24 protein-coding genes, 1 tRNA gene and 1 pseudogene are annotated in these 22835 nt (G+C 70.6%); 6 read left to right on the top strand and 20 right to left on the bottom strand.

Going from position 1 to position 22835, the window contains the following annotated elements:
* The first annotated feature begins 18 nt into the window (after positions 1 to 18).
* Positions 19 to 888 (top strand): undecaprenyl-diphosphate phosphatase, encoded by an 870-nt coding sequence (locus ACFYVJ_RS26710; RefSeq protein ID WP_388896314.1) that lies wholly within the window; start codon positions 19 to 21, stop codon positions 886 to 888.
* A 31-nt stretch (positions 889 to 919) separates the two neighbouring features.
* Here the strand turns inward: ACFYVJ_RS26710 and ACFYVJ_RS26715 are convergent, their stop codons facing one another.
* The 3 genes from ACFYVJ_RS26715 to ACFYVJ_RS26725 all read right to left on the bottom strand — a co-directional run bounded on the left by ACFYVJ_RS26715 (position 920) and on the right by ACFYVJ_RS26725 (position 4357).
* Positions 920 to 2056: a CapA family protein gene (locus tag ACFYVJ_RS26715; protein WP_388896317.1), complete on the bottom strand. Its 1137-nt coding sequence runs from the start codon at positions 2054 to 2056 to the stop codon at positions 920 to 922.
* Between the two features lie 104 nt (positions 2057 to 2160).
* Positions 2161 to 3063: a Gfo/Idh/MocA family protein gene (locus tag ACFYVJ_RS26720; RefSeq protein WP_388896387.1), complete on the bottom strand. Its 903-nt coding sequence runs from the start codon at positions 3061 to 3063 to the stop codon at positions 2161 to 2163.
* 76 nt (positions 3064 to 3139) lie between these two features.
* On the bottom strand, positions 3140 to 4357 hold the full coding sequence (locus ACFYVJ_RS26725) for an FAD-dependent monooxygenase (RefSeq protein WP_388896321.1): 1218 nt from the start codon (positions 4355 to 4357) through the stop codon (positions 3140 to 3142).
* A gap of 99 nt (positions 4358 to 4456) precedes the next feature.
* Between ACFYVJ_RS26725 and ACFYVJ_RS26730 the strand changes: the two genes are divergently transcribed.
* Both ACFYVJ_RS26730 and ACFYVJ_RS26735 read left to right on the top strand, forming a co-directional pair.
* The gene (locus ACFYVJ_RS26730) at positions 4457 to 5098 is read left to right on the top strand and encodes a TetR/AcrR family transcriptional regulator (protein ID WP_388896324.1); all 642 of its coding nucleotides are present in this window, start codon (positions 4457 to 4459) and stop codon (positions 5096 to 5098) included.
* Between the two features lie 87 nt (positions 5099 to 5185).
* Entirely contained in the window at positions 5186 to 5686 is a 501-nt protein-coding gene (locus ACFYVJ_RS26735; protein ID WP_388896327.1) for a hypothetical protein, read from the top strand.
* Positions 5687 to 5756: 70 nt separating this feature from the next.
* Here ACFYVJ_RS26735 and ACFYVJ_RS26740 read toward each other — a convergent pair whose 3' ends face one another.
* The 8 genes from ACFYVJ_RS26740 to ACFYVJ_RS26775 form a co-directional block, all read right to left on the bottom strand.
* On the bottom strand, positions 5757 to 6437 hold the full coding sequence (locus ACFYVJ_RS26740; protein ID WP_388896390.1) for a uracil-DNA glycosylase: 681 nt from the start codon (positions 6435 to 6437) through the stop codon (positions 5757 to 5759).
* Between the two features lie 95 nt (positions 6438 to 6532).
* Complete coding sequence (locus ACFYVJ_RS26745; RefSeq protein WP_388896393.1) at positions 6533 to 8059, bottom strand: ABC transporter substrate-binding protein; 1527 nt, start codon at positions 8057 to 8059, stop codon at positions 6533 to 6535.
* A 182-nt stretch (positions 8060 to 8241) separates the two neighbouring features.
* The gene (locus ACFYVJ_RS26750) at positions 8242 to 9024 is read right to left on the bottom strand and encodes an SDR family oxidoreductase (RefSeq protein ID WP_388896330.1); all 783 of its coding nucleotides are present in this window, start codon (positions 9022 to 9024) and stop codon (positions 8242 to 8244) included.
* A 17-nt stretch (positions 9025 to 9041) separates the two neighbouring features.
* The gene (fabG, locus tag ACFYVJ_RS26755; RefSeq protein ID WP_388896333.1) at positions 9042 to 9800 is read right to left on the bottom strand and encodes a 3-oxoacyl-ACP reductase FabG; all 759 of its coding nucleotides are present in this window, start codon (positions 9798 to 9800) and stop codon (positions 9042 to 9044) included.
* A gap of 167 nt (positions 9801 to 9967) precedes the next feature.
* Positions 9968 to 10360, bottom strand: a complete 393-nt coding sequence (locus ACFYVJ_RS26760; RefSeq protein ID WP_388896396.1) for a DUF3037 domain-containing protein — start codon at positions 10358 to 10360, stop codon at positions 9968 to 9970.
* Entirely contained in the window at positions 10357 to 11181 is an 825-nt protein-coding gene (locus ACFYVJ_RS26765) for a HipA family kinase (protein WP_388896399.1), read from the bottom strand. Before ACFYVJ_RS26765 ends, ACFYVJ_RS26760 begins: the two co-directional genes overlap by 4 nt.
* 78 nt (positions 11182 to 11259) lie before the next feature.
* Entirely contained in the window at positions 11260 to 12387 is a 1128-nt protein-coding gene (locus ACFYVJ_RS26770; protein ID WP_388896335.1) for a tyrosine-type recombinase/integrase, read from the bottom strand.
* Between the two features lie 194 nt (positions 12388 to 12581).
* A complete protein-coding gene (locus ACFYVJ_RS26775; RefSeq protein WP_388896338.1) occupies positions 12582 to 12965 on the bottom strand; it encodes a helix-turn-helix transcriptional regulator in 384 nt (127 codons plus the stop codon).
* Positions 12966 to 14231: 1266 nt separating this feature from the next.
* Here ACFYVJ_RS26775 and ACFYVJ_RS26780 point away from each other — a divergent pair.
* Complete coding sequence (locus ACFYVJ_RS26780) at positions 14232 to 14384, top strand: hypothetical protein (RefSeq protein ID WP_388896340.1); 153 nt, start codon at positions 14232 to 14234, stop codon at positions 14382 to 14384.
* A 95-nt stretch (positions 14385 to 14479) separates the two neighbouring features.
* Here the strand turns inward: ACFYVJ_RS26780 and ACFYVJ_RS26785 are convergent, their stop codons facing one another.
* The 8 genes and pseudogenes from ACFYVJ_RS26785 to ACFYVJ_RS26820 all read right to left on the bottom strand — a co-directional run.
* On the bottom strand, positions 14480 to 14974 hold the full coding sequence (locus ACFYVJ_RS26785) for a hypothetical protein (protein WP_388896402.1): 495 nt from the start codon (positions 14972 to 14974) through the stop codon (positions 14480 to 14482).
* A complete protein-coding gene (locus ACFYVJ_RS26790) occupies positions 14971 to 15231 on the bottom strand; it encodes a hypothetical protein (RefSeq protein WP_388896343.1) in 261 nt (86 codons plus the stop codon). Before ACFYVJ_RS26790 ends, ACFYVJ_RS26785 begins: the two co-directional genes overlap by 4 nt.
* Positions 15134 to 15532: a hypothetical protein gene (locus ACFYVJ_RS26795; RefSeq protein ID WP_388896345.1), complete on the bottom strand. Its 399-nt coding sequence runs from the start codon at positions 15530 to 15532 to the stop codon at positions 15134 to 15136. Before ACFYVJ_RS26795 ends, ACFYVJ_RS26790 begins: the two co-directional genes overlap by 98 nt.
* Before the next feature lie 624 nt (positions 15533 to 16156).
* Positions 16157 to 17371, bottom strand: coding sequence for a protein-L-isoaspartate(D-aspartate) O-methyltransferase (locus tag ACFYVJ_RS26800; protein ID WP_388896347.1), 1215 nt, complete (start codon positions 17369 to 17371; stop codon positions 16157 to 16159).
* 283 nt (positions 17372 to 17654) lie between these two features.
* On the bottom strand, positions 17655 to 18149 hold the full coding sequence (locus tag ACFYVJ_RS26805) for a hypothetical protein (protein ID WP_388896350.1): 495 nt from the start codon (positions 18147 to 18149) through the stop codon (positions 17655 to 17657).
* On the bottom strand, positions 18146 to 18688 hold the full coding sequence (locus ACFYVJ_RS26810; RefSeq protein ID WP_388896353.1) for an MvdC/MvdD family ATP grasp protein: 543 nt from the start codon (positions 18686 to 18688) through the stop codon (positions 18146 to 18148). Before ACFYVJ_RS26810 ends, ACFYVJ_RS26805 begins: the two co-directional genes overlap by 4 nt.
* A gap of 46 nt (positions 18689 to 18734) precedes the next feature.
* Positions 18735 to 18980, bottom strand: coding sequence for a hypothetical protein (locus ACFYVJ_RS26815; protein ID WP_388896356.1), 246 nt, complete (start codon positions 18978 to 18980; stop codon positions 18735 to 18737).
* A gap of 430 nt (positions 18981 to 19410) precedes the next feature.
* Positions 19411 to 19922: pseudogene (locus ACFYVJ_RS26820) on the bottom strand (transposase family protein); the annotation flags it as partial.
* A 538-nt stretch (positions 19923 to 20460) separates the two neighbouring features.
* On the opposite strand from ACFYVJ_RS26820, the gene ACFYVJ_RS26825 reads away from it, so the two are divergent.
* Together ACFYVJ_RS26825 and ACFYVJ_RS26830 are read left to right on the top strand one after the other, a co-directional pair.
* Positions 20461 to 21030, top strand: coding sequence for a Tat pathway signal protein (locus ACFYVJ_RS26825; protein ID WP_388896359.1), 570 nt, complete (start codon positions 20461 to 20463; stop codon positions 21028 to 21030).
* A 740-nt stretch (positions 21031 to 21770) separates the two neighbouring features.
* Positions 21771 to 22049 carry a hypothetical protein gene (locus tag ACFYVJ_RS26830; RefSeq protein ID WP_388896362.1) on the top strand — a complete coding sequence of 93 codons (279 nt, stop codon included), beginning with the start codon at positions 21771 to 21773 and terminating at the stop codon, positions 22047 to 22049.
* Between the two features lie 634 nt (positions 22050 to 22683).
* Here the strand turns inward: ACFYVJ_RS26830 and ACFYVJ_RS26835 are convergent.
* Positions 22684 to 22770 (bottom strand) — tRNA-Ile (locus tag ACFYVJ_RS26835).
* Positions 22771 to 22835: the final 65 nt, after the last annotated feature.

A 22835-nucleotide genomic window follows, 5' to 3' on the forward strand; every position in this document is an offset into this window, starting at 1 on the left:
GGACATGTGCAGCCCCGTATGAGCTGGATCGAAGCAGTCATCCTCGGACTCGTCCAGGGGCTGACGGAATTCCTGCCGATCTCCTCCAGCGCCCACCTCCGGCTCACGGCGGCCTTCGCCGGCTGGGAGGACCCGGGCGCGGCCTTCACCGCGATCACCCAGATCGGCACCGAGACCGCCGTGCTGATCTACTTCCGCAAGGACATCGCGCGGATCGTCTCCGCGTGGTTCCGCTCGCTGACGAACAAGGCGATGCGCTCCGACCACGACGCCAAGATGGGCTGGCTGGTCATCGTCGGCTCGATCCCCATCGGGGTGCTGGGGCTGACGTTCCAGGAGTCGATCGAGGGCCCGTTCCGCGATCTGCGGCTGATCGCCACCACGCTCATCGTGATGGGCCTGCTCCTCGGCTTCGCCGACTGGCGCGCCTCGACCGGTGGCGGCCGGCACCGCGCGGCGGTGCAGCGCAAGGAGCTGACGGACCTCAACACCCGCGACGGCCTGCTCTTCGGCTTCGCCCAGGCGCTGGCGCTGGTGCCCGGCGTCTCCCGGTCGGGCGCGACGATCACCGGCGGCCTGCTCCTGAACTACAACCGCGAGGCCGCGGCCAGGTACTCGTTCCTGCTGGCCATCCCCGCGGTGCTCGCCTCCGGGCTCTTCGAGCTGAGGAAGGTGCCCGGGGCGACGCACATGAACTGGGGCGCGACCGTGGCCGCGACCGTTATCGCGTTCCTTGTCGGATACGCCGTAATCGCGTGGTTCATGAAGTTCATTACGACCCGGAGTTTTGCACCCTTTGTCATCTATCGCGTGCTGCTGGGCATCCTGATTTTCGCCCTGGTCGCGGCCGGCGTCCTGGAGCCGGACGCCGGCGACGCGCCCCACTGACCCGCGCGGGCCGGCGGGCCGCCCCGCGGCGTCAGAACGACGCTTCCGTCAGGCCGTCCTCCGCCGCGCCGCGGCTGAGGACGGCGGCCCGTACCCGCGCGTGCACGTCCGGGTACGTCTCGGGCGTCGCGGGCACCACGCGGAACGGCGGCCCCGTCTCCGAGTGCTGGGCCAGGAACTCCGCGCGGGTCACGCTCCAGCCGTCGCGGGCCGGGGTGAAGGTGAAGCGGGCCGCGGAGCCCTCGTTGCCGCGGTACATCGACGGGATGAAGCTGGCGACCTGGTCGCCGAGGCCGTAGACGACCCAGGTGCCGTTGACCTTCTCGTACGGCTGCGGCACGTGGTTGTGGGTGCCGACGATCAGGTCGATGTCCTTGCGGCCGCCGCTGCGCGAACGCGTCAGCCGGTCGGCGAGCCGACGTTGGGCGAGGTCGGGCTCCTGCTGCCACTCGGTGCCCCAGTGCAGGCTGACGACGACCACGTCGGCCCCCGCCCGGCGGGCGGCGCGGGAGTCGGCGACGACCTGGCGGGGGTCGAGCATCGCGAGGGACCAGGGCGCGTCGGCGGGGACGCCCGCGTTGCTGCCGTAGGTGTACGAGAGGTGGGCGACCCGGGCGCCGCCCGCGGACATCAGGGCGGGGCGGCCGGACTCGGCGCGGGTACGGGCGGTGCCGGCGTAGTGCAGGCCGGCGTCGTCGAAGGCGTCCAGGGTGCGGCGTACGCCGTCGGTGCCGGAGTCGAGGGCGTGGTTGGAGGCGGTGGAGCAGCCGTCGTAGCCGACGTCGCGCAGCGCGGTGGCCAGGCCCGGCGGGGACTGGAACGACGGGTAGCCGGTGAACGGGCCCTCGCGCGGCCCGAGCGGGGTCTCCAGATGGCACAGCGCGAGGTCCGCCGCGGCGACGGTGGGCGCGAGGGCGGCGAACATGGGGCGGAAGTCGTACTCCTCTCCCCCGGCGTCCGTGGCCGCCTGCGTCATGATCGAGGGGTACGGGATGACGTCGCCGGTCGCCAGCAGCGTGAACGGGCGGGCGCCGGGCCCGGGTCCGGCCGCGGCGGACGCGGCGGACGGGCCGGCGGGCGCGCAGCCCGCGGCGAGCAGCGCCGCGGCGGCGGCGAATGCGGTGGCGGAGCCTGCGGCTGCGGTGAGCCGGGTACGGCGCCGGGGCATGGGCGCCCCCTTCGTACGGTCGGAGCACGAACGGAAGCAGCTTGCCCTTTTTGTATGATTAACTGCTTATCACTTCGGACGTGTCCCGCATACGGGTGGCGAAATCAACCCGCCCGGCCCACCTCGCGGACGATCCGCTCGCACAGCTCGTGGGTGGCGAGCGCGTCCCGCGCACTCAGCACCTCCCCCGCCCGTACCGCGTCCAGGAACGCCAGCACGACCTGCTCGATGCCGCGCTGCCGGGCCACCGGCACCCAGTCGCCGCGCCGCCGGACGCTGGGCTGGCCCTTGTGGTCCACCACCTCGGCGAGGTTCCGCACCTCCCGCTTGGTGTCCTGCCCCGACACCTCCAGGACTTCCTCGGTGGAGCCGGAGAGCCTGTTCATCGCGCCGACGGCGGTGAAGCCGTCGCCTGACAACGTCAGGACGACGTGGTGCAGGAGCCCGTCGCGGACGCGGGCGCGCACGTCGACCATCTCGACGGGGCCGGGGGCGAGGAAGCGCAGCGTGTCGACGACGTGGATGAAGTCGTCGAAGACCATCGTGCGCGGGTCCTCGGGCAGCCCGACGCGGTGCTTCTGCAGGATGATCAGCTCGCGCGGGTGCTCCAGGCACTGCGCGTAGCCGGGTGCGTAGCGGCGGTTGAAGCCGGTCATCAGCGAGACGCCGCGCTCCTCCGCCAGCCGTATGAGACGTTCGGCGCCCGCGAGGTCGTACGCCAGCGGCTTGTCGACGTAGACGGGGATGCCCGCGTCCAGCAGCGCGGTGGCCAGTTCGACGTGCGCCTCGGTGGGGGCGTGCACGAACGCGGCGTCGAGGCCGGCGGCGAGCAGCGAGCCGAGGTCGCGGTGGCGGTGCGCGTGCGGGATGCGGTGGGCGTCGCCGACGCGGTCGAGGGTGGCGGGGGTGCGGGTGAGCAGGTGCGGCTCGACGCCGGGCAGCGAGGCGAGGACCGGCAGGTACGCCTTCCGCGCGATGTCGCCGAGCCCGATGACGCCGGCCTTCAGGGGCGTGGCTCCCTCGGTCATGTCCGCTCCCGTCCCCAGCCGTCGGCCCGCGGGCCGCGGCGCAGGTGGACCTGCGTCAGGGCGCCGCCTGTGCGGGGGAAGCATACGGGCCGCCCCGGTCGGCGCCGCCGCCGGGCGGCCGCCAGTCCGCGATGCCGTCAAGGCCGCGCAGCACGACGCGGGGGCCGAGCAGTCCCACGCCGCGGATGAGGGCGTTGCGGGTGCGTACGGCGAGCGGTCCCGTCACGTTGATCAGCCGGCCGGCGCGGGCGGAGCGCAGCGCCACGGCGCGGGTGCGCGGGAGGCGGTCGCGGGTGTAGCGCTCCAGGGCCTCCGGTACGGCCGCGGGGTCGGCGGCGGCGTGGTGGGCGAGGACGACGCCGTCCTCGACGGCCTGGTTGCCGCCCTGGCCGAGGTTCGGGGTCATGGCGTGGGCGGCGTCGCCGAGGAGCGCGACCCGGCCGCGGTGGAAGGCGGGCAGCGGCTCGGCCAGCCAGCGCACGTCGTGGTGGAGCACCCGGCCGGGTTCGGCCGCGTCGAGGACGGCGGGCACCGGGTCGTGCCAGCCGGCGAAGCGGCGGCGGAGTTCGGCCAGTTCGCCGTCCGGGGCACGGCGGCCCGCGGGTGCGAGCGCGGCGGCGTAGGCGTACACGCGGCCGTCGGCGAGCGGCTGCGTGCCCCACAGCTCCCCGCGGCCCCAGGTCTCGTGCGGCGCGAACGCCACGGGGCGCTCGGGCAGGACCAGCCGCCAGGTGGTGAAGCCCGCGTACGCCGGGCCGGGGTGGCCGGGGAAGAGCACGCGGCGGGCCGGGGAGCCGATGCCGTCGGCGGCGACGACGAGTTCGGCCTCCAGCACGCCGTCCGGCACCGCGACGCGCGCCGGTCTGCCGGGGCCGCCCGGGTCCTCGATCTCGGCGGCGGCTTCGGTGCGGATGGCCCCGGCCGGCAGCCGGGCGGTGAGCAGCGCGGCGAGGTCGGCGCGGTGCACGAGGGCGATGCCGCCGCCGAACCGCTCGGCCACGGCCGCCGCGTCGGTACGGGAGAGCCAGCGGCCCTCGGGCGTACGCAGCCCGCCGCTCCCCTCCCAGGCGGCGAGGTCGCGCACGGCGTCGCCGGCGCCGATCGCGTCCAGGGCGCGCTGGGCGTTGGCGGCGAGGGAAAGGGCGGCACCGACGGGCTCGATCGAGGCGGCCTTCTCCAGGACGGTGACGGACCAGCCGCGGCGGTGCAGCGCGGCGGCGGCCGTGAGCCCGCCGGGTCCTGAGCCGATGACGAGGGCGCGCGGCTGCTTCAAGGGAGCCTCCCGGAACTACATCTGTAGTTACGCGGCCGAGGGTAGCACGCGTGCGACTACGGGCGTAGTGAGGACCGGCGCGGGCGATAGGTTGAGGCCGTGCCCGACCCGAACACCCCTGCCCCTGCCGCCGGTCCGCCCGCGCCCGCCGCGTCTGCCGCCTCGCCCCCGTCCCGGCAGGAGGTCATCGCCGACGCCGCCATCGCGCTGCTCGCCGAGCGCGGCATGCGGGGCCTGACCCACCGCGCCGTCGACGAGGAAGCGGGCCTGCCGCAGGGCTCCACCTCCAACCGCGCCCGCACCCGGGCCGCCCTCCTCGAACTCGCCGTCCAGCGCCTCGCGGAGCGCGAGGGCGGGGTGCTGCGGGTCGGCGAACTGCCCCCGCCGGGCGCCGACCCGGGACCGCTCGCCGACGCACTGGCCGGACTGCTGCACCGCTTCCTCACCCGGCACCGCACGCTGCTCGTGGCCCGCTACGAAGTCGCCCTGGAAGCCACCCGGCGCCCCGAGCTGCGGGCGATCTACGACCGCGCGGGCACCGCGTTCGCCGACGCCGCGCACGCGCTGCTCGCGGCCTGGGGCTCCGCCGACCCCGAGCGGCACGCGCAGGAACTCATCGCCTGGACCGACGGCATGATGTTCCTGCACACGGCGGGCCGGGTGAACGGGTCGCGCACGCCGACCAGGGCGCGGCTGCGCGCCGGGTACGAGGACCTGCTGCGCGGCATGCTCGGCTGCTGACCGCCGGGCGGAGGCGGCAACTCCGCGGGGCGGGCGTCACCCTTGCGGGGAGTACCGGGGCGGCGCCGGGCGCAGCAGTGTGGCCGGGTGCGCTCCACTCCCGCGGCCGGCGCCCTGCTGACCGGCCTCACGACGCTCGCCGCCGTCGCCGGCTGCGTCGCCGTCTCCCCCGACCCCGGCACCGGCCCGGGCGCCCGGCACGGCCCGGGCGCCGGGTGGCCCGCCACGGCCGCGCCGGGACTTGTCGCGCCGCCGCCGCCGGGGCGCGAGGAGCTGGCGACGATCGGCCCGGCGCCGCGCCCGCGGCGCACTTCCGCGGCACCCTCACCGGCACCGTCCGCGGGCAGGGACACGGACACGGTGCGGCCTGACGTGTCCGCCCCGGACGGCTCCCCGCCGGCGCCGCAGGCACCGGCCCCCCGTACGGCGCGGGACCGCCCGGCCCGTACGGCACAACCGGCCCCGCCGCCCCCGGAGTCGGCCGACTCCGGCGGGGCCGTCGATCTGTGCGCCCTCGCCGGGGACTACGGCCGGTGGGCGCCCGGCAGCCGGGAGGAGGCGGCCTGCGCGGAGTACTTCGAGCGCTAGGCGCCGCGCCCCGGCCCGGGACCCGCGACGCCCGGCCCCCTACCCCCGAGGACGAATCCCCGGCCGGGACTCAGCCCCCGGCCGCGGCCAGGTCCGGGATCCGCCAGTCGATCGGCGCGTGCCCGTGCGCCGCCACCGCCTCGTCGATCTGCGAGAACGGGCGCGAGCCGAAGAACTTCTTCGCCGACAGCGGCGACGGGTGCGCCCCCTGGACCACCACGTGCCTGGCGGTGTCGATGAGCGGCAGCTTCTTGCGGGCGTACGCGCCCCACAGCACGAACACCGCCGGATCGGGCCGCTCCGCCACGGCGCGGATCACCGCGTCGGTGAACTCCTCCCAGCCCTGGCCCTTGTGCGAGTTCGCCTCGCTCTCGCGCACCGTCAGCACCGCGTTCAGCAGGAGCACGCCCTGCTCGGCCCACGGCATCAGATACCCGTTGTCCGGGACCGGGTGGCCGAGGTCGTCCCGCAGTTCCTTGAAGATGTTGCGCAGGGAGGGCGGGGTGCGCACCCCGGGACGCACCGAGAAGCACAGCCCGTGGCCCTGTCCCGCCCCGTGGTACGGGTCCTGGCCGAGGACGAGCACCTTCACGCTCTCGTACGGCGTGGCGTCGAGGGCGGCGAAGACCTCCTCCCGCGGCGGGTACACGGGGCCGCGGGCGCGCTCCTCCTCGACGAACGACTCGAGGCGCGTGAAGTAGGGCTTTTCCAGCTCCTTGCCCAGGGCGTCCTGCCAGGACGGGGGCAGCATCGGGGACACGGGTGAGGGACCTCCGGGTCGGTGCAGAAGATCGGTTCAGTGGGTCGTTGCGCAGTGGACAGTACCGCCGGGCACTGACAACTCCCCTACCAACTGGTCTTCTTGTACAGCTCCCACATCCGCATGATCGTCGAGGCGTCCAGGCTCCACTCCACCCCGGCCACGTCGTCGTCCGCCGCGATGTACTGCCGGGCCTGCCACAGCGGCAGCAGCCGGGCGTCCTCGGCGAGGATGTCCTGCGCCCGCGAGAACTGCTCGTTGACCCCGGCCCGGTCCGCCTTCCGGCGCGAGGCGGGCAGCAGCTCGTCGGTGATCTCCGCGTTCTCGTACGGCGTGCCGAGGGCGTTGCGGGCGCCGGTGAAGGGGGCGATGTAGTTGTCCGGGTCGGGGAAGTCGGGGGACCAGCCGCGGCCGAAGACCGGGTACTCGCCCTTGTTGTACGCGGCGGCGAACTTCTCCCACTTGCGGCCCTTGACCGTGATCTCGAACAGCCCGCTGTCCTCCAACTGCCGCTCCAGCTCCTCGAACTCCCGCGCGGTCACCGAGCCGTACCGGTCGGTGGTGTACCAGAACGTGAGCGGCACGGGCTCGGTGACGCCCGCCGTCTGCAGCGTGACCGCCGCGGCGTCGGGGTCCGGCTCGCCGTAGCGGTCGAAGAACGGGGTGGTGTGGCCGGTGATGCCGCGCGGGATCATCGAGTACAGCGGCTCGGCGGTGCGGCCGTAGACCTTGCGTACGAGCGCGTCGCGGTCGATCACCTGGGCGACGGCCTGGCGTACGGCGAGGCTGTCGGCGTACTCGTGCTCGGGGTTGAAGACCAGGTAGTGGATCTCCGGCATGACCACCCGGCTGAGTGCGATCGACCCCTTCTCGTCCGCCGTCTTCTCCAGCTCCGGCACCCGGTCGGGCGGCAGCCCGCGGTACGTGACGTCGATGTCGCCCTTCTTGAGCGCGTCGGTCATCGCGTCGGAGTCGTCGAAGTAGCGGATGCTGACGGAGTCGTTGCGCAGCTCCGCGTCGCCCAGATAGCGCGAGTTGCGCTCCAGCTCGGCGACGGACCCCTTCTTGTACGACGCGAGCGTGTACGGACCGGAGCCGACCAGGGTGCCGGGGTCTGCGAGCTCGTCCGCCGGGTACTCCTCGGGGTCGACGAGCGAGGTGGCGGGCGCGGCGAGGATGAAGGGGAACGTGGCGTCGGGGCGCTTGAGCTGGAAGGTGACGGTGCGGTCGCCTTCGGTCTCGACCTTCTCCAGGCTGTCCAGCAGCCCCGCGGGACCGGTCTCGGCGTTGATGGCGAGCACCCGGTCGAAGGAGTGCTTGACGGCCGCGGCGTCGAGCGGGTTGCCGTTGGAGAAGGTGAGGTCCTCGCGGAGCTTGCAGCGGTAGGTGCGGCTGTCGGCGCCGGTGAAGCCGCAGCTCTTGGCCGCGTCGGGCTGCGGCACCGTGCTGGTGCCGGCGTAGTGCATGAGCGTCTGGTAGACGTTCCGGTACAGCTCCCAACTGCCGTCCCAGGCAGCCGCGGGGTCGAGCGTGCTGGGCGCGCTCGTCGTACCGACGTCTATGTGCCGCTCGTCGTCGCCCGACGCCGACAGCGTGCCGCAGCCGGCCAGCATCGAGACGGGTATCAGCACCGCGGCGACCCGCCGCGGGCCCGACCGGAAGAACACGTGCCTGTCCCCCTCCTTGCACCTGTTCGATGGGGTGCGCAGACCCTACCCCACGGCCGGTGGATCACGGATCCCCCGGGACGGCGCTGTGACCCGGGGGAACGCGTGGGGCATGTGTGACTGCCGGTTCAGCTCCAGCCGGCGTTGAGGAAGATCCCGCCCTCGATGGCGAGCGTCTGCCCGGTGATCCAGCCGGCCTCGTCGGAGAGGAGGAACGCGGCGGCGCCGCCGATGTCCTCGGGCACTCCGAGCCGGCCCAGCGGGTAGCCCGCGGCGGCCTCCTCCTCGCGGCCCTCGTACAGCGCGACCGCGAACTTCGTCTTCACCACGCCGGGCGCGATGGCGTTGACCCGGACGGCGGGCGCGAACTCGTGCGCGAGCTGCAGGGTCATGTTGATCATCGCGGCCTTGCTCATGCCGTACGCGCCGACGAACGGCGACGCCGAGAGCCCGGCGACGGAGGAGACGTTGACGATCGCGCCGCCGTGCTCGCGCTGCCACGCCTTGTACGTCTGCTGGGCGAAGCCCAGGGCGGACAGCACGTTCGTCTCGTAGACCTTGCGCACGGCGTTCAGGTCGACGTCCGCGATGGGGCCGAACACGGGGTTGGTGCCGGCGTTGTTGACCAGGTAGTCCACCCGGCCGAACGCCTCCATGGTGCGCGCCACCGCCTCGGCCTGGTGCTCCTCGTCGTGGGCCTTGCCGGGTACGCCGATGGCCCGGCCGGCGCCGAGCCGCGCCACGGCCTCCTGCAGCGCCTCCTCGCCGCGGCCGGTCACACACACCCGGTGGCCGCGGGCGACCAGGGTCTCCGCGATGCCGTAGCCGATGCCGCGGCTGGCCCCGGTGACCAGGGCGACCCGCCCGCTCTCCGCGGCCTGCGGCGCGCCGGTGCTCTCCTGCTGCGTCATGTTCTCGTCCCCCGGCCTCAGTCGAGCGGCCCGCCGGCCACGTACAGCACCTGGCCGGAGACGAAGCCGGCGTCCTCGCCCGTGAAGAAGGCGATGGCACCCGCGATGTCGTCGGGCTGGCCGACGCGTTGGACGGGGATCTGGGACGCGGCCGCGGCCTGGAAGTCGGCGAAGTCCATGCCGACCCGGGCGGCGGTCTGCGCGGTCATCTCGGTGGCGATGAAGCCCGGGGCGACGGCGTTGGCGGTGACGCCGAACTTGCCCAGCTCCTTGGCGAGGGTCTTGGTGAAGCCCTGCAGCCCGGCCTTGGCGGCGGAGTAGTTGACCTGGCCGCGGTTGCCGAGCGCGGAGCTGCTGGAGAGGTTGACGATGCGGCCGAAGCCGGTGTCGACCATGTGCTTCTGGCAGGCCCGGGACATCAGGAACGCACCGCGCAGGTGCACGTTCATGACCGTGTCCCAGTCGTCCTCGGCCATCTTGAACAGCAGGTTGTCGCGGGTCACGCCGGCGTTGTTGACGAGGATGACGGGCGGGCCGAGTTCGGCGGCGGCGCGGGCGACGCCGGCCTCGACGGCGGCGGCGTCGGAGACGTCGCAGCCGACGGCCAGCGCGGTGCCGCCGGCTTCGGTGATCTTCCCGACGGTCTCCGCGCAGGCGCCCTCGTCGAGGTCGAGCACGGCGACGGCGCGCCCCTCGCGGGCCAGGCGGACGGCGGTGGCCGCACCGATGCCGCGCGCGGCGCCGGTGACGATCGCGACCCTTCCGGTGGTGGACATGCTGGTGTTCTCCTCGCGCTGGCTGGGGCCGGGGCGCCGTCCCACGATCGGTGAGCAACCGCTTAGTAGGTACGGCTCACGTGACGCTAGAAGTCCGGCCCCGCCGTGTCAACGGGGCGCCGCGGCGGGGTGTCCGTGCGCGGGTGCGCCCCGGCCCGTACGCCAGGTCACACGGGCACGCGCACCAGCAGCCCCAGCAGCCGCTCCACCTCCGCCTCCGGGTCCTCGGTCAGCCCCGAGTGCACCGGCCCCGGCTGCACCACCGTGCTGCGCGGCGCGACGAGCCAGCGGAACCGCCGCCCGGCGTCGTCCCCGGCCGCCTGCCCGGCCCGCGCACCGCCGCAGCCCACCTCCTCCACCGCGCGCAGCGCGGCCCGCACGCCCGCGAGGTCCACCTCGGGGTCGAGGGCCAGCAGCCGGCGCTCGTCGAGGTCGGTGCGCGCGCACAGGTAGGAGTGGGCCCGGCAGTACACGAGCACCCCGGCGTTGATCTGCTCGCCGCGTTCGACCCGCGGCACGACGCGGAGCAGCGCGTACTCGAAGACCTCGCGCCCGTTCATCGCGACCCCCTCCGCGGTGCCCTGCCCGTCAGCCACTCCGGCGCCTTCGACGGCCCGTCCGCGCTGGGCTCGCCGACGGCGATCCGCTCCCCCACCCGCGGCGCGCGGGCGGCCAGCGTCTCGACGTACGCGGCCCGCACCTCCGCCGGCGACCCGAACCCCGGCTCGTCCGCCAGCCACTCGTCCGGCACCTCGGCGACGGTCTCGGCCAGCAGCCCGGCGGTCACCCGCGGTGCCAGCTCCGCCGCCGCGGCGGCCACGTCGGGCCCGAAGGGGGCGAGCGCGTGGTCGGAGGCGTCGTACGGCTTGTCGGCGGCGGCCGCGGCGGAGGGCCAGTTGTGGTGCCAGATCAGGGTGGCGCCGTGGTCGATGAGCCACAGGTCGCCGTGCCAGACGAGCATGTTGGGGTTGCGCCACGACCGGTCGACGTTGCCGACGAGCGCGTCGAACCAGACCACCCGGCCGGCTTCTCCGGCGTCGACGCGGAAAGCCAGCGGATCGAAGCCGAGCGACCCGGGCAGGAAGTCCATGCCCAGGTTGAGCCCCCCGCTGGCCTTGAGCAGCGCCTGCACCTCTTCGTCCGGCTCGGAACGCCCGATGACCGGATCGAGCTGCATCCCGACCAGATCCGGCACCCGCAGCCCCAGCCGCCGCGCCAGCTCCCCACTGATCACCTCGGCCACGAGCGCCTTGCGGCCCTGGCCGGCGCCGGTGAACTTCATGACGTACGTACCGAGGTCGTCGGCCTCGACGACACCGGGGAGCGACCCACCCTCACGCAAGGGTGTGACATAGCGGGTCGCGGTGACTTCTCGCAGCATCATCCCAGGCCATCCAACGTTTCCACCTTGCAATCGACGGAGGACACGGTGAAGACGGGACGCGGAGATGGGCTCCGATCAGCCCTGGGGAGAATCTGGGGAGTTTCCGCTGGCATCCTGACCCTCCTGACTCCCCAGCAAACCGTCGATGGCGGTGCGCCCTTTACTTCCGGCCTCCGGCATGAAGTGAGCATAGTAACTGAGTGTGATGGCCGGGGAGGAATGCCCGAGCCATCGCGCCAGCGTCACCACGGACTCCCCCGCCTCCAGCATGAGCGAGGCATAGGTGTGGCGCAGTACGTGGAAGCCGTCGCTGGGAGCCGCCTTCCACTGCCATGGCTTCGCATCCGCGTCAAGCGGCGGGATGATGCCGGCCTTGGCCAGTGCGGGCTTCCACGTGTAGGTGTTCCACGTGTTCGCCGTCACGGCGTTGCCGAATCGTGTGCTGAGCAGGAGGGAGGACGTCCTCCGAGGCCGGTCGGCCCCCGGCTTCTCCCAGGGAAGCTCCACCTCCACCGGCGAGAACACCTCGGCATGTCGCTGCAACTCTTCGGCCACCGAGGAGGGCATGTCAACGGTCCGCGTCTTCGAGCCCTTTGGAAGAGCGAAGTACGGCTTCCCGTCCAACGTCTGCACTTGCCGGCGGACATGGAGGACACCGCGGGGATAGTCGACGTCAGCCGGGCTCAACCCGAACACCTCCCCCTGACGCAGCCCGCAACCCAGCCCCAGGACTACCGCTATACGGCTCCGAGGGCTGATCACCTCCCGCACGCGGAGTGCCGTCGCTATTTTCCAGGCTGCACGGCGCTGCTTCGGACGCCTGGGCCACCGAACAGACTTCGCGTACATGGGGTTCCTGACAAGCCGCTTGTCGTCAACAGCCGTCGCCAAGATGCTGGACAACAGGGACAGGACCCCCCGCTGGTAATCCACGGAATTGACCGTGGATTCTAGAATGACGATATAGGCTCGAAGTTCCGATGCCGTAATGCTCCTCAGCGGGAGGTTTCCCAAGTGCGGAACTATGTGAAGTCGCACTCTCCTCTCCCGGTCCTTCAGGGTCTTCGGAGCACCCCCTGCGCCTGGAGCCCAGTGCAGCGCAATGTAGTCGGCAAGGGTGATGGATCCATCGCGCGGATCCACGAACTCGCCTCGTTCTTCGTCAGTGGATGCCCGACGGGCCCACGCCTTTGCGTCCTCCAAGGTATCAAATGACCTGTCCCGCACTCCGGGTATACCGGCGACACGGTAGCGCGAGCCCTTGCCGTAGCGAGCGGTTCGCTCCCTCCTTCCCGTGATCGGATCCTTCTTCTTCCTGACCCAGCGATCTTCGATGTAACCAGCCAGCTAAGTCTCCTCATATGGGGTGAGACGAAAATTCCATGGAATTACCCATCTCAGAGATTAGAACTACGGTCCAGCCGTTGCTGTGGTCTGCTGCTCACCGGGTTCAGCGCCGAGTTGGAACGGGAATCAGCTTGTTCCTGGGCACTGATCCAGGCGTCGAGCGACTCTCGCCGGTACATGACACGGCCGCGACGGCCCATGCGGAAGCTCGGCGGACCTTGCCGCCGGTGCCTCCACGCATAGAGCGTTTGAGGTGAGAGACCGAGGTATGTGGCAGCTTCGTTCACGTTAAGGAACGCGGCTCGCAGAGGATCTGTGCGGGCGGACATGGATGAGTGCTCAGGTTGCGAATCTACTGACACTAGCTTCTCTTCGAAATGTGACGGGGTTGCAGCCAGGGTGCACCGAGTCGGCGCTCGGCCCGCCCTCGCCATGGGGACACATCAATGGTCACGACAATTCCCGGTTTGGCAAACCGGCGATCGTGGTCTATGTTGCGCTCCAGGCGGACGGAGCAGAGAGCAACTCAAGCTCGCTCGTCGGCATTTCACCCGAAGCCCCATGCTGCAGATCCGACAGCAATGAGAAGATTCATGGGACCCATGTGCGCAAGTTAATCTAGAGTAGGTTGCGGGTAGATCAGGTCCACGCAGCAGCCTGCAACGCACAGGGTCACGGTGACTGCGAAGTCGAACGGGCGGAACAAGTAACCGAGCTGTTGCAGGTTGCCATGCCTAAAGCAGAGGTATCCAGTCCTTCCAGATTCTTTCTTGTCTGCCCAGGGCGAATGAAAACTCCGCCCCAGAGGGAGGCGCTCCGTCTCGTCGGATCAGCGAAGCGAAGGTATGACCAACTCCGCAGCCTCCCACGGGACTTCCTCTGCGGCCGCGGGTCGACTACTCGTACGCCCCCGTCCGACGGGCGGCTTCCCAGCGTGCCCACTCGGTGACATGCCACAGCTCGGTCGCCATCCTTCGATTGCAGTGAACCACTGCCGAGCCGTGGCCACGCATCGGCAGTGGGTCGGGGGCGGGCGGGCCGCTGCACGCAGCGTGCTCAGACCGCGATGACGGCGTGTCCGCGCTGAATCGGCCCCGACTACTGAGCTTCACCTTGACCACCGGCCTGGAGTACCGATCCGCGCATCACCGGCCAACACCGGCGGCCATCGCAAGTCAGGGCGTCAATGCGAAGATCACCGATGGGGTGACCTCCAGGCCGCGCCACTCGTCTTCAGCGGTCCCGGGCTTCGGCGGCCAGGCGCCACTCGGTGGCCGGGCGGCGGCAGGTCGGCGGTGCGCCGCGGCCCGATGTCGAGTTCGACGTCGGCGGGCTGGGCCGCGTGCCGCGACCTCGATGATGACGGCGGCGCCGAAGACCGCAGCCGTGAAGTCCACTGTTCGCCGGCAGCCCATGGGGCCGATCCGCGATGCACGCTCGAAGGTAGCCCCTTCGAACACAGCATCGCCTCGGAAGTTCGCCCCGCCGAACCAGACATCACGCTCGAAGGCCGCCGCGTCGAACCGGACGTTGCCCCGGGGAAACGGACCGGCCGACGAGGCCGGAACCGCGCCCCGGGCCGACTTCACCACCCACCTCGCCGCCGGAATGCGACGCTACACCGCCGCCCGCGACTGGCCCACGGTCTTCCAACTCCCTCCCTACGCACCCGACCTCAACCCGTTGAGGGCATCTGGTCCGTGCTGCGCCGCCCCACCATGGCCAACCGCGCCTTCGCCAACCCCGACGACCTCATCACCACCGTCCGCCAAAGGCTACGCCGGCTCCAATACCGCCCCGACGTCCTCGACGGCTGCTACACCGGCACAGGACTCCGACCCGCACCACCATGACAACATCACGCATCCAAGGCCAGTAACCTGAGAAGTGAGGATAAAACGATCTGATTTGCCCCGCGGGGGCGGTCTTGCCTGCTTCTCCTGCTCCATCAGCCAGAAGGTGGCCTGAAGCTCTTGGGACGTCCCCATGAGCTGGTGAATAGATAGATCCACCACAGTGGGTTGACAAAGTTGAACCACCAGCGTTTCCGATTGGCTAGGTGCCGCGCGTGAAACTCTTCCTGCTCCGCGACTGTGCCGATTTTTTCGGCATCCGCCAAACCGAAAACAGGCACGAGGTCACGAACTGTGGGTGGCAGCCAGAGGCGGTGGGTGTATACCACCCAGGCACCTTGCTCCCTTGCCTGTCTGGACGGCCAGGTATCGATTCGAGCACCATTGCAGCACAGACGGATGCCTTTAGGCTCCAGATGGCCTCTGGCCTGCCGCAGGGCCTCGAAAAGGTCGGGGCCTACAGCTTCGCACTCCACGGCGGTTGATGACTCGATCTTCAGACACCAGGCGCCCTCGTGGTTCTCGACGGTTGCGGTCCACGCCACAGGCATTCCATCCACAAGGGCATGGAGACTGATCCGCTCCATCATCCGGAATACCAAGGGTTCTTGATCACTCGCCCAGCGGGCATCCCCCAGGCCCACCATTCTGCTTGGACGATCTTCGATGGGTCAATCCCTCCCATGAACGCTATCTCACGTTCGTTTGTAAACACACCGCTCATATAACCGCGGGTACCATCGAGCGCCTTATTCACGTTGACCCCCTGGCCAAGATTCCGGATCCCATACACCCAGCTTCCTTTGAGTCCGGCGCTCTGCGGAAAAATTTGCCGCTTGGCGCGCACTGAGACTTGTTCCCACAAATGCAGACGGAATGTCTGCTGTAGCGTACGCCCTGAGGTCCGTGCTGGTCCCCCAGGGGCGGAACCCTGACGCGTACACAGTGATAGGAGGCCGCAGATCGCCCCGATACACTCGTGCCGGTGCTGCAATTGATTTCATAGGACACCGCAGCCGCCGCCTCTGCGACACCGATGTCAAACTCGCTGCCGGGGTGCAGGCCCATCCGGCGGTACAGCCGTGCGGCGTCGCCGGGGAGCGCCGCGTACACCTGGCCAAGTCTGGTCTCCATGGAGGTCTCCTCATCTGCTTCTGTGAGATACGAGCTGGCCGTGGCAACGCTCCAGCCGGGCCGGGTGACGAGCAGCGCCGCGCTGACGAGCACCGCCAGCGGGAAGCGGCCGCAGGAGAGGACCAGTTCGCGGGCGGCGGCGGTATCGGCGGCGACGTGCTCGTGCCCGGCCGCGTTGCCCAGCAGTTCCATGGCCGAGTTCGTGTCCAGGGGACCGAGCTGGACGAACTCCGCGCCCTCCAGCACCAGGGGCCGGAGGTGCCAGCGGCTGGTCACCACGCAGGCGCTGCCCGCGGACGCGGGCATCAGGGGACGGACCTGGGCGGCCGACACCGCGTTGTCGCACAGGACGGCAATACGCCTGCTGGCCGTGACCGAACGGAAGTGCGCCACCTGGCCGGGGAGGTCGACAGGCACGTACTCGGGAGCCACGTCGAGCGCTTGGAGGAAGCGGGGGAGCACCTGGCCGGGGACTGTCGGGTCGTCCCCGTGGCCTTCCAACTCCGCGTTGAGCTGGCCGTCCGGGAAGTCCTCGGGGCTGCGGGCGACACCGCCGGCAGCCCTTCTTCGGGGCCGGCCCGCTGTCCCGGCGGGTGCGCTCGTCTGCGCCGTTCATCAGCCGGAGGCGAGGGCTCAACTCAACCGAAACGGGGCACAGCGTTGTCTGGACGATCCAGCCACGCCACGTGCCCGCCGCCGGTGGCCACGGTCAGGCCGAAGCAGTCGATCGGGGGGCGGTTCTCGATGGTCCACCAATCCATACCTCGTTCGATCGAGGTCCACAGCTCCCGTGCGCCGTCTTGGTGGACCCGGCCCAGTTCGTCGTCCGGTGCCCACGACACCGAAGCCCAGGAGCGATCGCCTTCGGACAGGCTGTAGAACCAGGCGTCGACGGCGCCGTCCGGCCGGTGGGTCACGGTGTGCGTCGCGTCCGGAACGACCAGCCCGAGCATGAATGCGGCGTCGGTGTCGGTCAGTTCCTCCGGGCTCAGGTCGGTCGTTGACTCGCGTACGGTCGCGGGCCATGGGTCGGGGAGGTGCTCCGTGTGGCGGGGCCACCCGTCCACCTGGGCGCGGGTCTTCATGACTTCTACCGGGCGCAGGAAGTCGCCGCTGGCGAGCTTGCCGTTGCCGTCGTCGGCCACGGTCAGCCCCACGAGGGCGTCCTGGTCGCTGAACGGGGTGTCCCACCGGGCCAGGATGAAGCCGTCGGGGCGGACCTGCTCGATCCAGGGGGCGGGGATCTGGCGTAGGCCGCGTGTGGCGATGATGCGGTCGTACGGCGCGTCGGGCGGGTCGCCGTCCAGGCCGACGTGGGCCGCCCCGGTGGGCCGCAGTCCGGTCGTGGACAGCCGTCGTCGCGCACGCTCGGTGACGACGTTGCCGACGCCGAGGCGGTGTGCGAGCAGGCCGGCGTTCCACCCGGTTCCCGTGCCCGTCTCCAGCACGCGCATGCCGGGCTCGACATCGAGGTCGCTGAGCATCGACATCAGCAGCGAAGGCCGCAGTGACGAGCTGGTCGGGGCGGTGCCGGCGCTGCGGCCGGTGTGGGTGCCGTCGTCCCACTGGGTGATGAGCGTGCAGTCGGTGTCGGCGTAGTGGTGCCAAAGGCGCGGGTCGGTGGTGCGGTCGATGCCGTCGCGGATCGTGCCGGTGACGGGGTCGTGGGCCCAGATGCGTTCTGGCAGGAAGGCGGCGCGGTCGACGGCAACGAAGGCCGGCGCCCAGTCGGAGGTCATGGCCCCGGACCGGATGAGGGCGCGGCCCAGTTCCTCCCAGCCGGGTCGCACTCCGTCCGGGTAGGCCGGGGACTCGGTGCGTGTAGAGGTGCCGGCGAATCCGTCGTCGGGCATGGTCCATACCTCCTTGATGTCGATGCTGGGGGCGGCGCCCGGGTGAAGGTGTACGGCCGGCGCGTGCAAGAGCGTTTGAACGCGCCGGCCAGCCCGGTCTGCCATCTGTCCGGCAGTTGGGTCGCCCGCTCCCGGTCAGGTCGCTGTCCGGAAGGGGAGTTCACAGGTTGTTGCTGGCGCGCCGGAGATGAAGCGCGGAGCCGGCGCCCCCGCGCGGGACGCGCTCGGAGTTGCCCCGGCCGCGTCCGGGGGACCGCGGCCGGGGCTGATGCGGATGGATGGGTCAGACGGGTGTTCCGCAGGAATGCGCCGGAGCCGGCGCGCACTCGGTGCGCCCGGCGGCCAGCGTGCGGGCGAGTGACGCGGCGATGGTCAGCCGTGGCAGTTCGCACTGGAGCCAGTCGTGCTGGCCGGCCGGATTCAGGTCCACCAGCCACCAGCAGCCGTCCCTGTCGACGAGGAGATCCAAAGCGGCGTAGACGAGGTGGTAATGGTCCATCAGCGCACGAACGCCTGCCCGTACCGCCTCGGGCACTTCGGTGTAGCTGTAGGTCAGGGCCTCGTAGTCGGCGCGGAAATCGTTGCGAGAGGCTGGGCTGTGCGCATCGATACGGGCCGCGTGCATCTGGTGACCGACGACGACGAGACGAACCTCGTGGTCTTTGGTGATGGTGTGCTGTAGCTGATGTGCGGCCAGAGCGAGGGAGTCATCGAGCCGGGATGCTTCGATGGGAGTGGTGAGCAGCAGCCGGTGTGTGCCGTCTGCGTGGGTGATCATCGGGGTTTCCAGCGCCTTGAGTGATACCCCGTAGAGGTCTCGGCGAAGTGGCGTGCGCCGGTGGGGTGGTTGCCGATCCAGGTGGGTGGGACCGCCAGGCCACAGCGCCGGGCCACGGTCAGCGCCTGGGGCTTGTTCTGCGCGGCCAGGGTGTTGCGTAAATGGTTGACGTGCAGGCAGTCCAGCGAGCCGAGCACTCCGGTGAGCGCGACGGTCGATTCGCGGCTGATCCAGTCGGCATCCGCGCGCTGGAGACCGTCAGGGGCGCCGGTGGGCCGCGGGTGCCACCAGTAGATCGCCCCGATCTCCTTAAGGTTGACCTCGCGCCCGTGCGCGTGCAGCGTGCCGTGCCAGCCGCTGCGATCAAGCGTGGCGTCCTGGTGGACGTGTTGCGGGAAGTCGGCCAGGTCGAAGCGGACCACTGGTACGTTCATCTCGTTGAGCTGAAGGATGACCCGGTCAGCCGACACGTCGCCTTGGGTGGTGATCACGCAGACCGGACGGGCTCGTCCGATCTGCGTGAGGTTGCTCTGCTTCACCAGGTGCCCGTTCCCAACCGGCCGGCCTGGCGCGCGAGAGTGGCGGTCAGCACAGGTCTTCGGTCTCCGACTCGTTGGGCATTCCGAGATCATCGTTTCCACCCCGGCAGGTAATGGTGATGGCGCAGGTGGTCTCGGCCTGTGGGGTGCCGTTGGGCAAAACGCTGACCTGACGCGCCGGGTCGTAGCCGCCGCCCACGGCTCCGTGCGCTTTCGGGGTTGCGGTCGGTCGCTTGGTGACACAGAGCCGGAGCGCCAGGGGCGCCGGCTTCGGCGATGTGGTCAAGTACACGAAGAATCCTCCAATGGGATGGACCGGGTTGGGATGAAGCAGCCTGCCGCTTTCCGGGTCAGGGACGCGGTGCTGGAAATGCGCTCCGGGCGCACCGGGGCCGCTGGTAAGGAGCGCCGGGCGGCGGCTGCGGAGTGGTGCCCGCCGTCAGTCCCGTAGACGGCTGGCAGCGAACGCCTTCGTGCTGCCCCGCCTGTCGGTTCGGCGCGGGGGCTAGCTTCCGGGTGCTGTGCTTGCCAGTACGAAGAGGCAGATGGCGATCACGGCAACGGCGAGCCAGGCGAACGGCCACAGGCTCACCGGTCACCTCCGCGCTGCCCGATCAGCAGATGGGCCTGGCTGACCTCGCGGAACCGCTCGGTCGGATCCCAGGCGCGCAGCAAGGCTCGAAGGTCGGCCTCATACGCCGCCTGCCCCTCGCCAAGCAGCGGGCGGCCGTCAGGTCGTGCGTGCGTCCCGGGTGGGCCCGCGAGAGCCACAGGGGTGTCCCGTCCGGGGCGGCCAGGACCTGCACATTCATCCCGTGCCTGCGGTGCTTCATGGAGTAGTACGGCTCATCTGCGGCCACCCGGTCGGTGGCGATCAGCGTGTCGTCGAGGATGACGAAATCCTCGGGTGGCAGGTCGTGCAGGGCCTCATGCAGGCTGGGTGCGCGCTCGGCGAGCAGCTCGACGGTCTCGGCCACGTAGCGGCCGGCGGTCGCGGTCGAGACGTCGAACCCGGCTGCGACTCCGGCAAGCGTGGTGTTCGTACGCAGGGGGACCAGGGCGAGCAGGGCCTGGCGGAAGCAGCTCAGCTTGCGCCAGCGGGATTTCAGCTCACACCTCCGGGCGTAGATGAGCCACGAGACGTGCTCGACGACCTCGTGCGGGACATCGAGCATGGCACGATACGGGACCAACAGGGCTCCTGGGTCGAAACGTTGATGAGTGAGATCACCAGCGCAACGACCAGGGGCCCTGCCGCGTCACGTCCCCACTCTCACCCCACCGACACAGGATGAGAAGCGTTCACTGATGCGAAGGCGGCGCAAGCGACCCCTCCGTCAGCCAAAAGGAAAGGCTCCGCCGTGTAGGCGGAGCCTTTCAGCGCGGGCTCACCCGCTCCGTATAAGCATTACGACATGACCCCTTGATCGGAACTTCCTCGGCCCCTGGGGGCAGCACCCCGTCGTCCACGGCCCCGGATCGCCCGAACGGGTGAATGATGGACGATGGGACTGACGGTCGGGCGGCGTGAGCGGGGCGGAGGACCGCGACTGATCGATGCGCATTGCGTGAGCCGGGTGCGGAACTGGGCGGTTGCCGCGCCAGCCTGAGCTGCGCTTTTCCGCTGTGGCGAAAGGGCGTTGTGACCGCTTCCGATCAAGTGAAACGGTGGCTGGCACCTGGGGGGAGCACGCCGCGTGCGCCGTCGTGCAGGCCCGTACGCGCGCTCCCGCCGGGCAGCCGAGCACCGCCAATGATCGAGGGGGAAGCACGTGAATATCCGCACGAATCGCATGCGGTCAACCGGGGTGATCATCGCCGCCTGTGTCACCGCGGCAGTGGCTGTGAGCGCGTCGCCGGCTTCGGCGAAGACCTCCGACGGCTACATCCGCGGCTACGACATGTGGCAGGGCGACTGGTCCGACGAAGGAATCATCTCCGCCAGCGAGTACAGCAGTTCCGGCGCCACCTGCATGTGGCAGCGCATCCTCGTGGCCGAAGGCGCACCCAAGACGAACGGCATCCTGTTCAGCAACGCCGACATCGACGGGCACTTCGGCCCGAACACCACCCACGCCACCAAGTGGCTCCAGTGGAAGTACGGCCTGGTCGACTCCCCTTCCAAGGCCGACGGCCGGGTCGGACCCAACACCTTCAGCAAGGCGGAAGACAAACTGGTCAAGACCGGCGGGTCCACCACCCCCGGCTCCACCGTTACCTTCAGCTTCAAGGGATGGCGCAGCAGCACCACCATGGTGCGCGACGGCGAGGGTAAGTACCTCTTCTCAGCCGGCGCCAGCGGAACGAAGGCGGCCAGCTACAACAGCAACCCCTGCGATTGACCGTTCGCCTCTGCGCGCAGCGCTGATGCCCGCCGGCCTGTATGACGTCTCCAGGGGAAGACCGGCGGCGTCAGCCTGCTTGCGGAGTGCGGAACATGCCTCTCCAGGCCGAACCTGGACGCCTTCTTCACCAAGTTCTTGTGCTGTCGCCAGGTTGAGGGCAACGGCGTTGCGGGGTTCGGAGGTTGTCCCCACCGCGGACGGCACGTGGTGGGGCCCCCCGCTCACGGTCACTCCCTAGGAGCCCCTTGGGAGGTCCCTGGCCAGCCTGCCTGAGCTGACAAGCGGGGCCATCTGAGCCGACCCACTGGGAGAGGACCGCCGGGGACCGGCACGAGACCAGGGTGAAGGTGCTCCCTCGCGGTGGCAATGGGCCGAACGGCCCACCCGGGTTCCCCGCGGGCTCCGCTTCCCGCCCCGAACCAGCCGCGGCCCGCGCGTTGCGCCTCGTCGGCCTGCCAGAAGGGAGCAGTCCCCATGCCGCTCACGCCTGAGCAGGGCGACGCCATCGCCGAAGCCCAGAGCCAACTCATCGCGGCCTACGACGACACCCTGCGCGCCATCACCGCATGCACATCGCGCTGGCACCCGCCCTCTACCCCACACCCGCAGCGCCTGCAGACACCGACGCCGCCGGCGCCCTGTCGCCGTCCACTCCGGCCCCATGGCCCAGGGCGCACCCATGACGAACCCGAGCGCGTCCGGCAGAATGCCCCTCACATACCGATTCAGGGGGGATCATGCGCACCCGAATCAGCCTTGCCGTCGCCGCGGCCGGCTTAGCGCTCGGACTCACCGCCTGCGGTAGCAGCGACGCCGGCGACGGCAACGTAGCCGACTGCAAGTCCGCCATTGCGGAGCAGATGCAGGCCGCGGCCGACACCGACGCCGAAGGCCACCGGCCCGCCGCCTGCATCGGCATCGACGACAAGACCCTTCAACGCATCGCCGGCGAGCTCCTCGAGGATGAACTGGGCGAGTTCGAGAAGGAGCTGGAGGAGGCCGAAGTCATACGCTGATACGCGATAGGGGGTGGCTCCCGTGGCCCGCGGCATCCGTACCGGGCGCCCCTACCGCCGTCGAGGCCGCCGCCCACGCCACCCGGGCCCGCGAACAGCTCTCCGGCGGCCCCGCCCGCATCAGCGCCGCGACCATCCACAGTTGGGCCAACCTCGGCCACCTCGGCCGGGCCGGCCTCGATGAGCGCGAGCCGTCACCCGCGGGCCGCCGGAGTGCTCCCCGCAGGCGCGGGGCCGTTCCGGCATAGCCGGGCCGGGAGGAGCCCCAGGACGAGGGCTCCCCGCAGGTGCAGGGCTGTCCCGAGTCTGGCCAGCCTCTTCCTCGGGAAGAGTGCTCCCGCAGCCGCGGGGTTGGTCCCGTGGAGCACCACGTTGTCCCGCATGATCCGCTGCTCCCCGCGCCCGCGGGTTTGGTCCTGCTCGGTGACTGCCCGCCTGGTCCTATGGCTGTCGTCTGCGCGCTGCTGGGCTGAAGGCACGCGTCTTCGAACGGCGCGGCCAAACGCAAGATCGAGTGGCACTCGGGCCAGCAGCGGGCCAGCTAACGATCTCTGCGACTCTCCGGAGCGCGGACGCTGATGAGAACTCAGCAGGAAACCGCAGGTCGAAACGATCCCTCTGAGAGGTTTCCAGGTGGGGCGGGTGGGACTCGAACCCACGGCCGACGGGTTATGAGTCCGCTGGGCCTGCTGGCAACGGGCCGCTTCCTGAGCCCTGCCCCGTCGAGGCAGCCTGGAGGGCACCGTACGGGCGTAGTCGCTCCGCATGCTTGTGGTGGCCGCTGAC

It is taken from the genome of Streptomyces sp. NPDC004134 (genome assembly GCF_042874195.1).
Classification (GTDB): Bacteria; Actinomycetota; Actinomycetes; order Streptomycetales; family Streptomycetaceae; genus Streptomyces.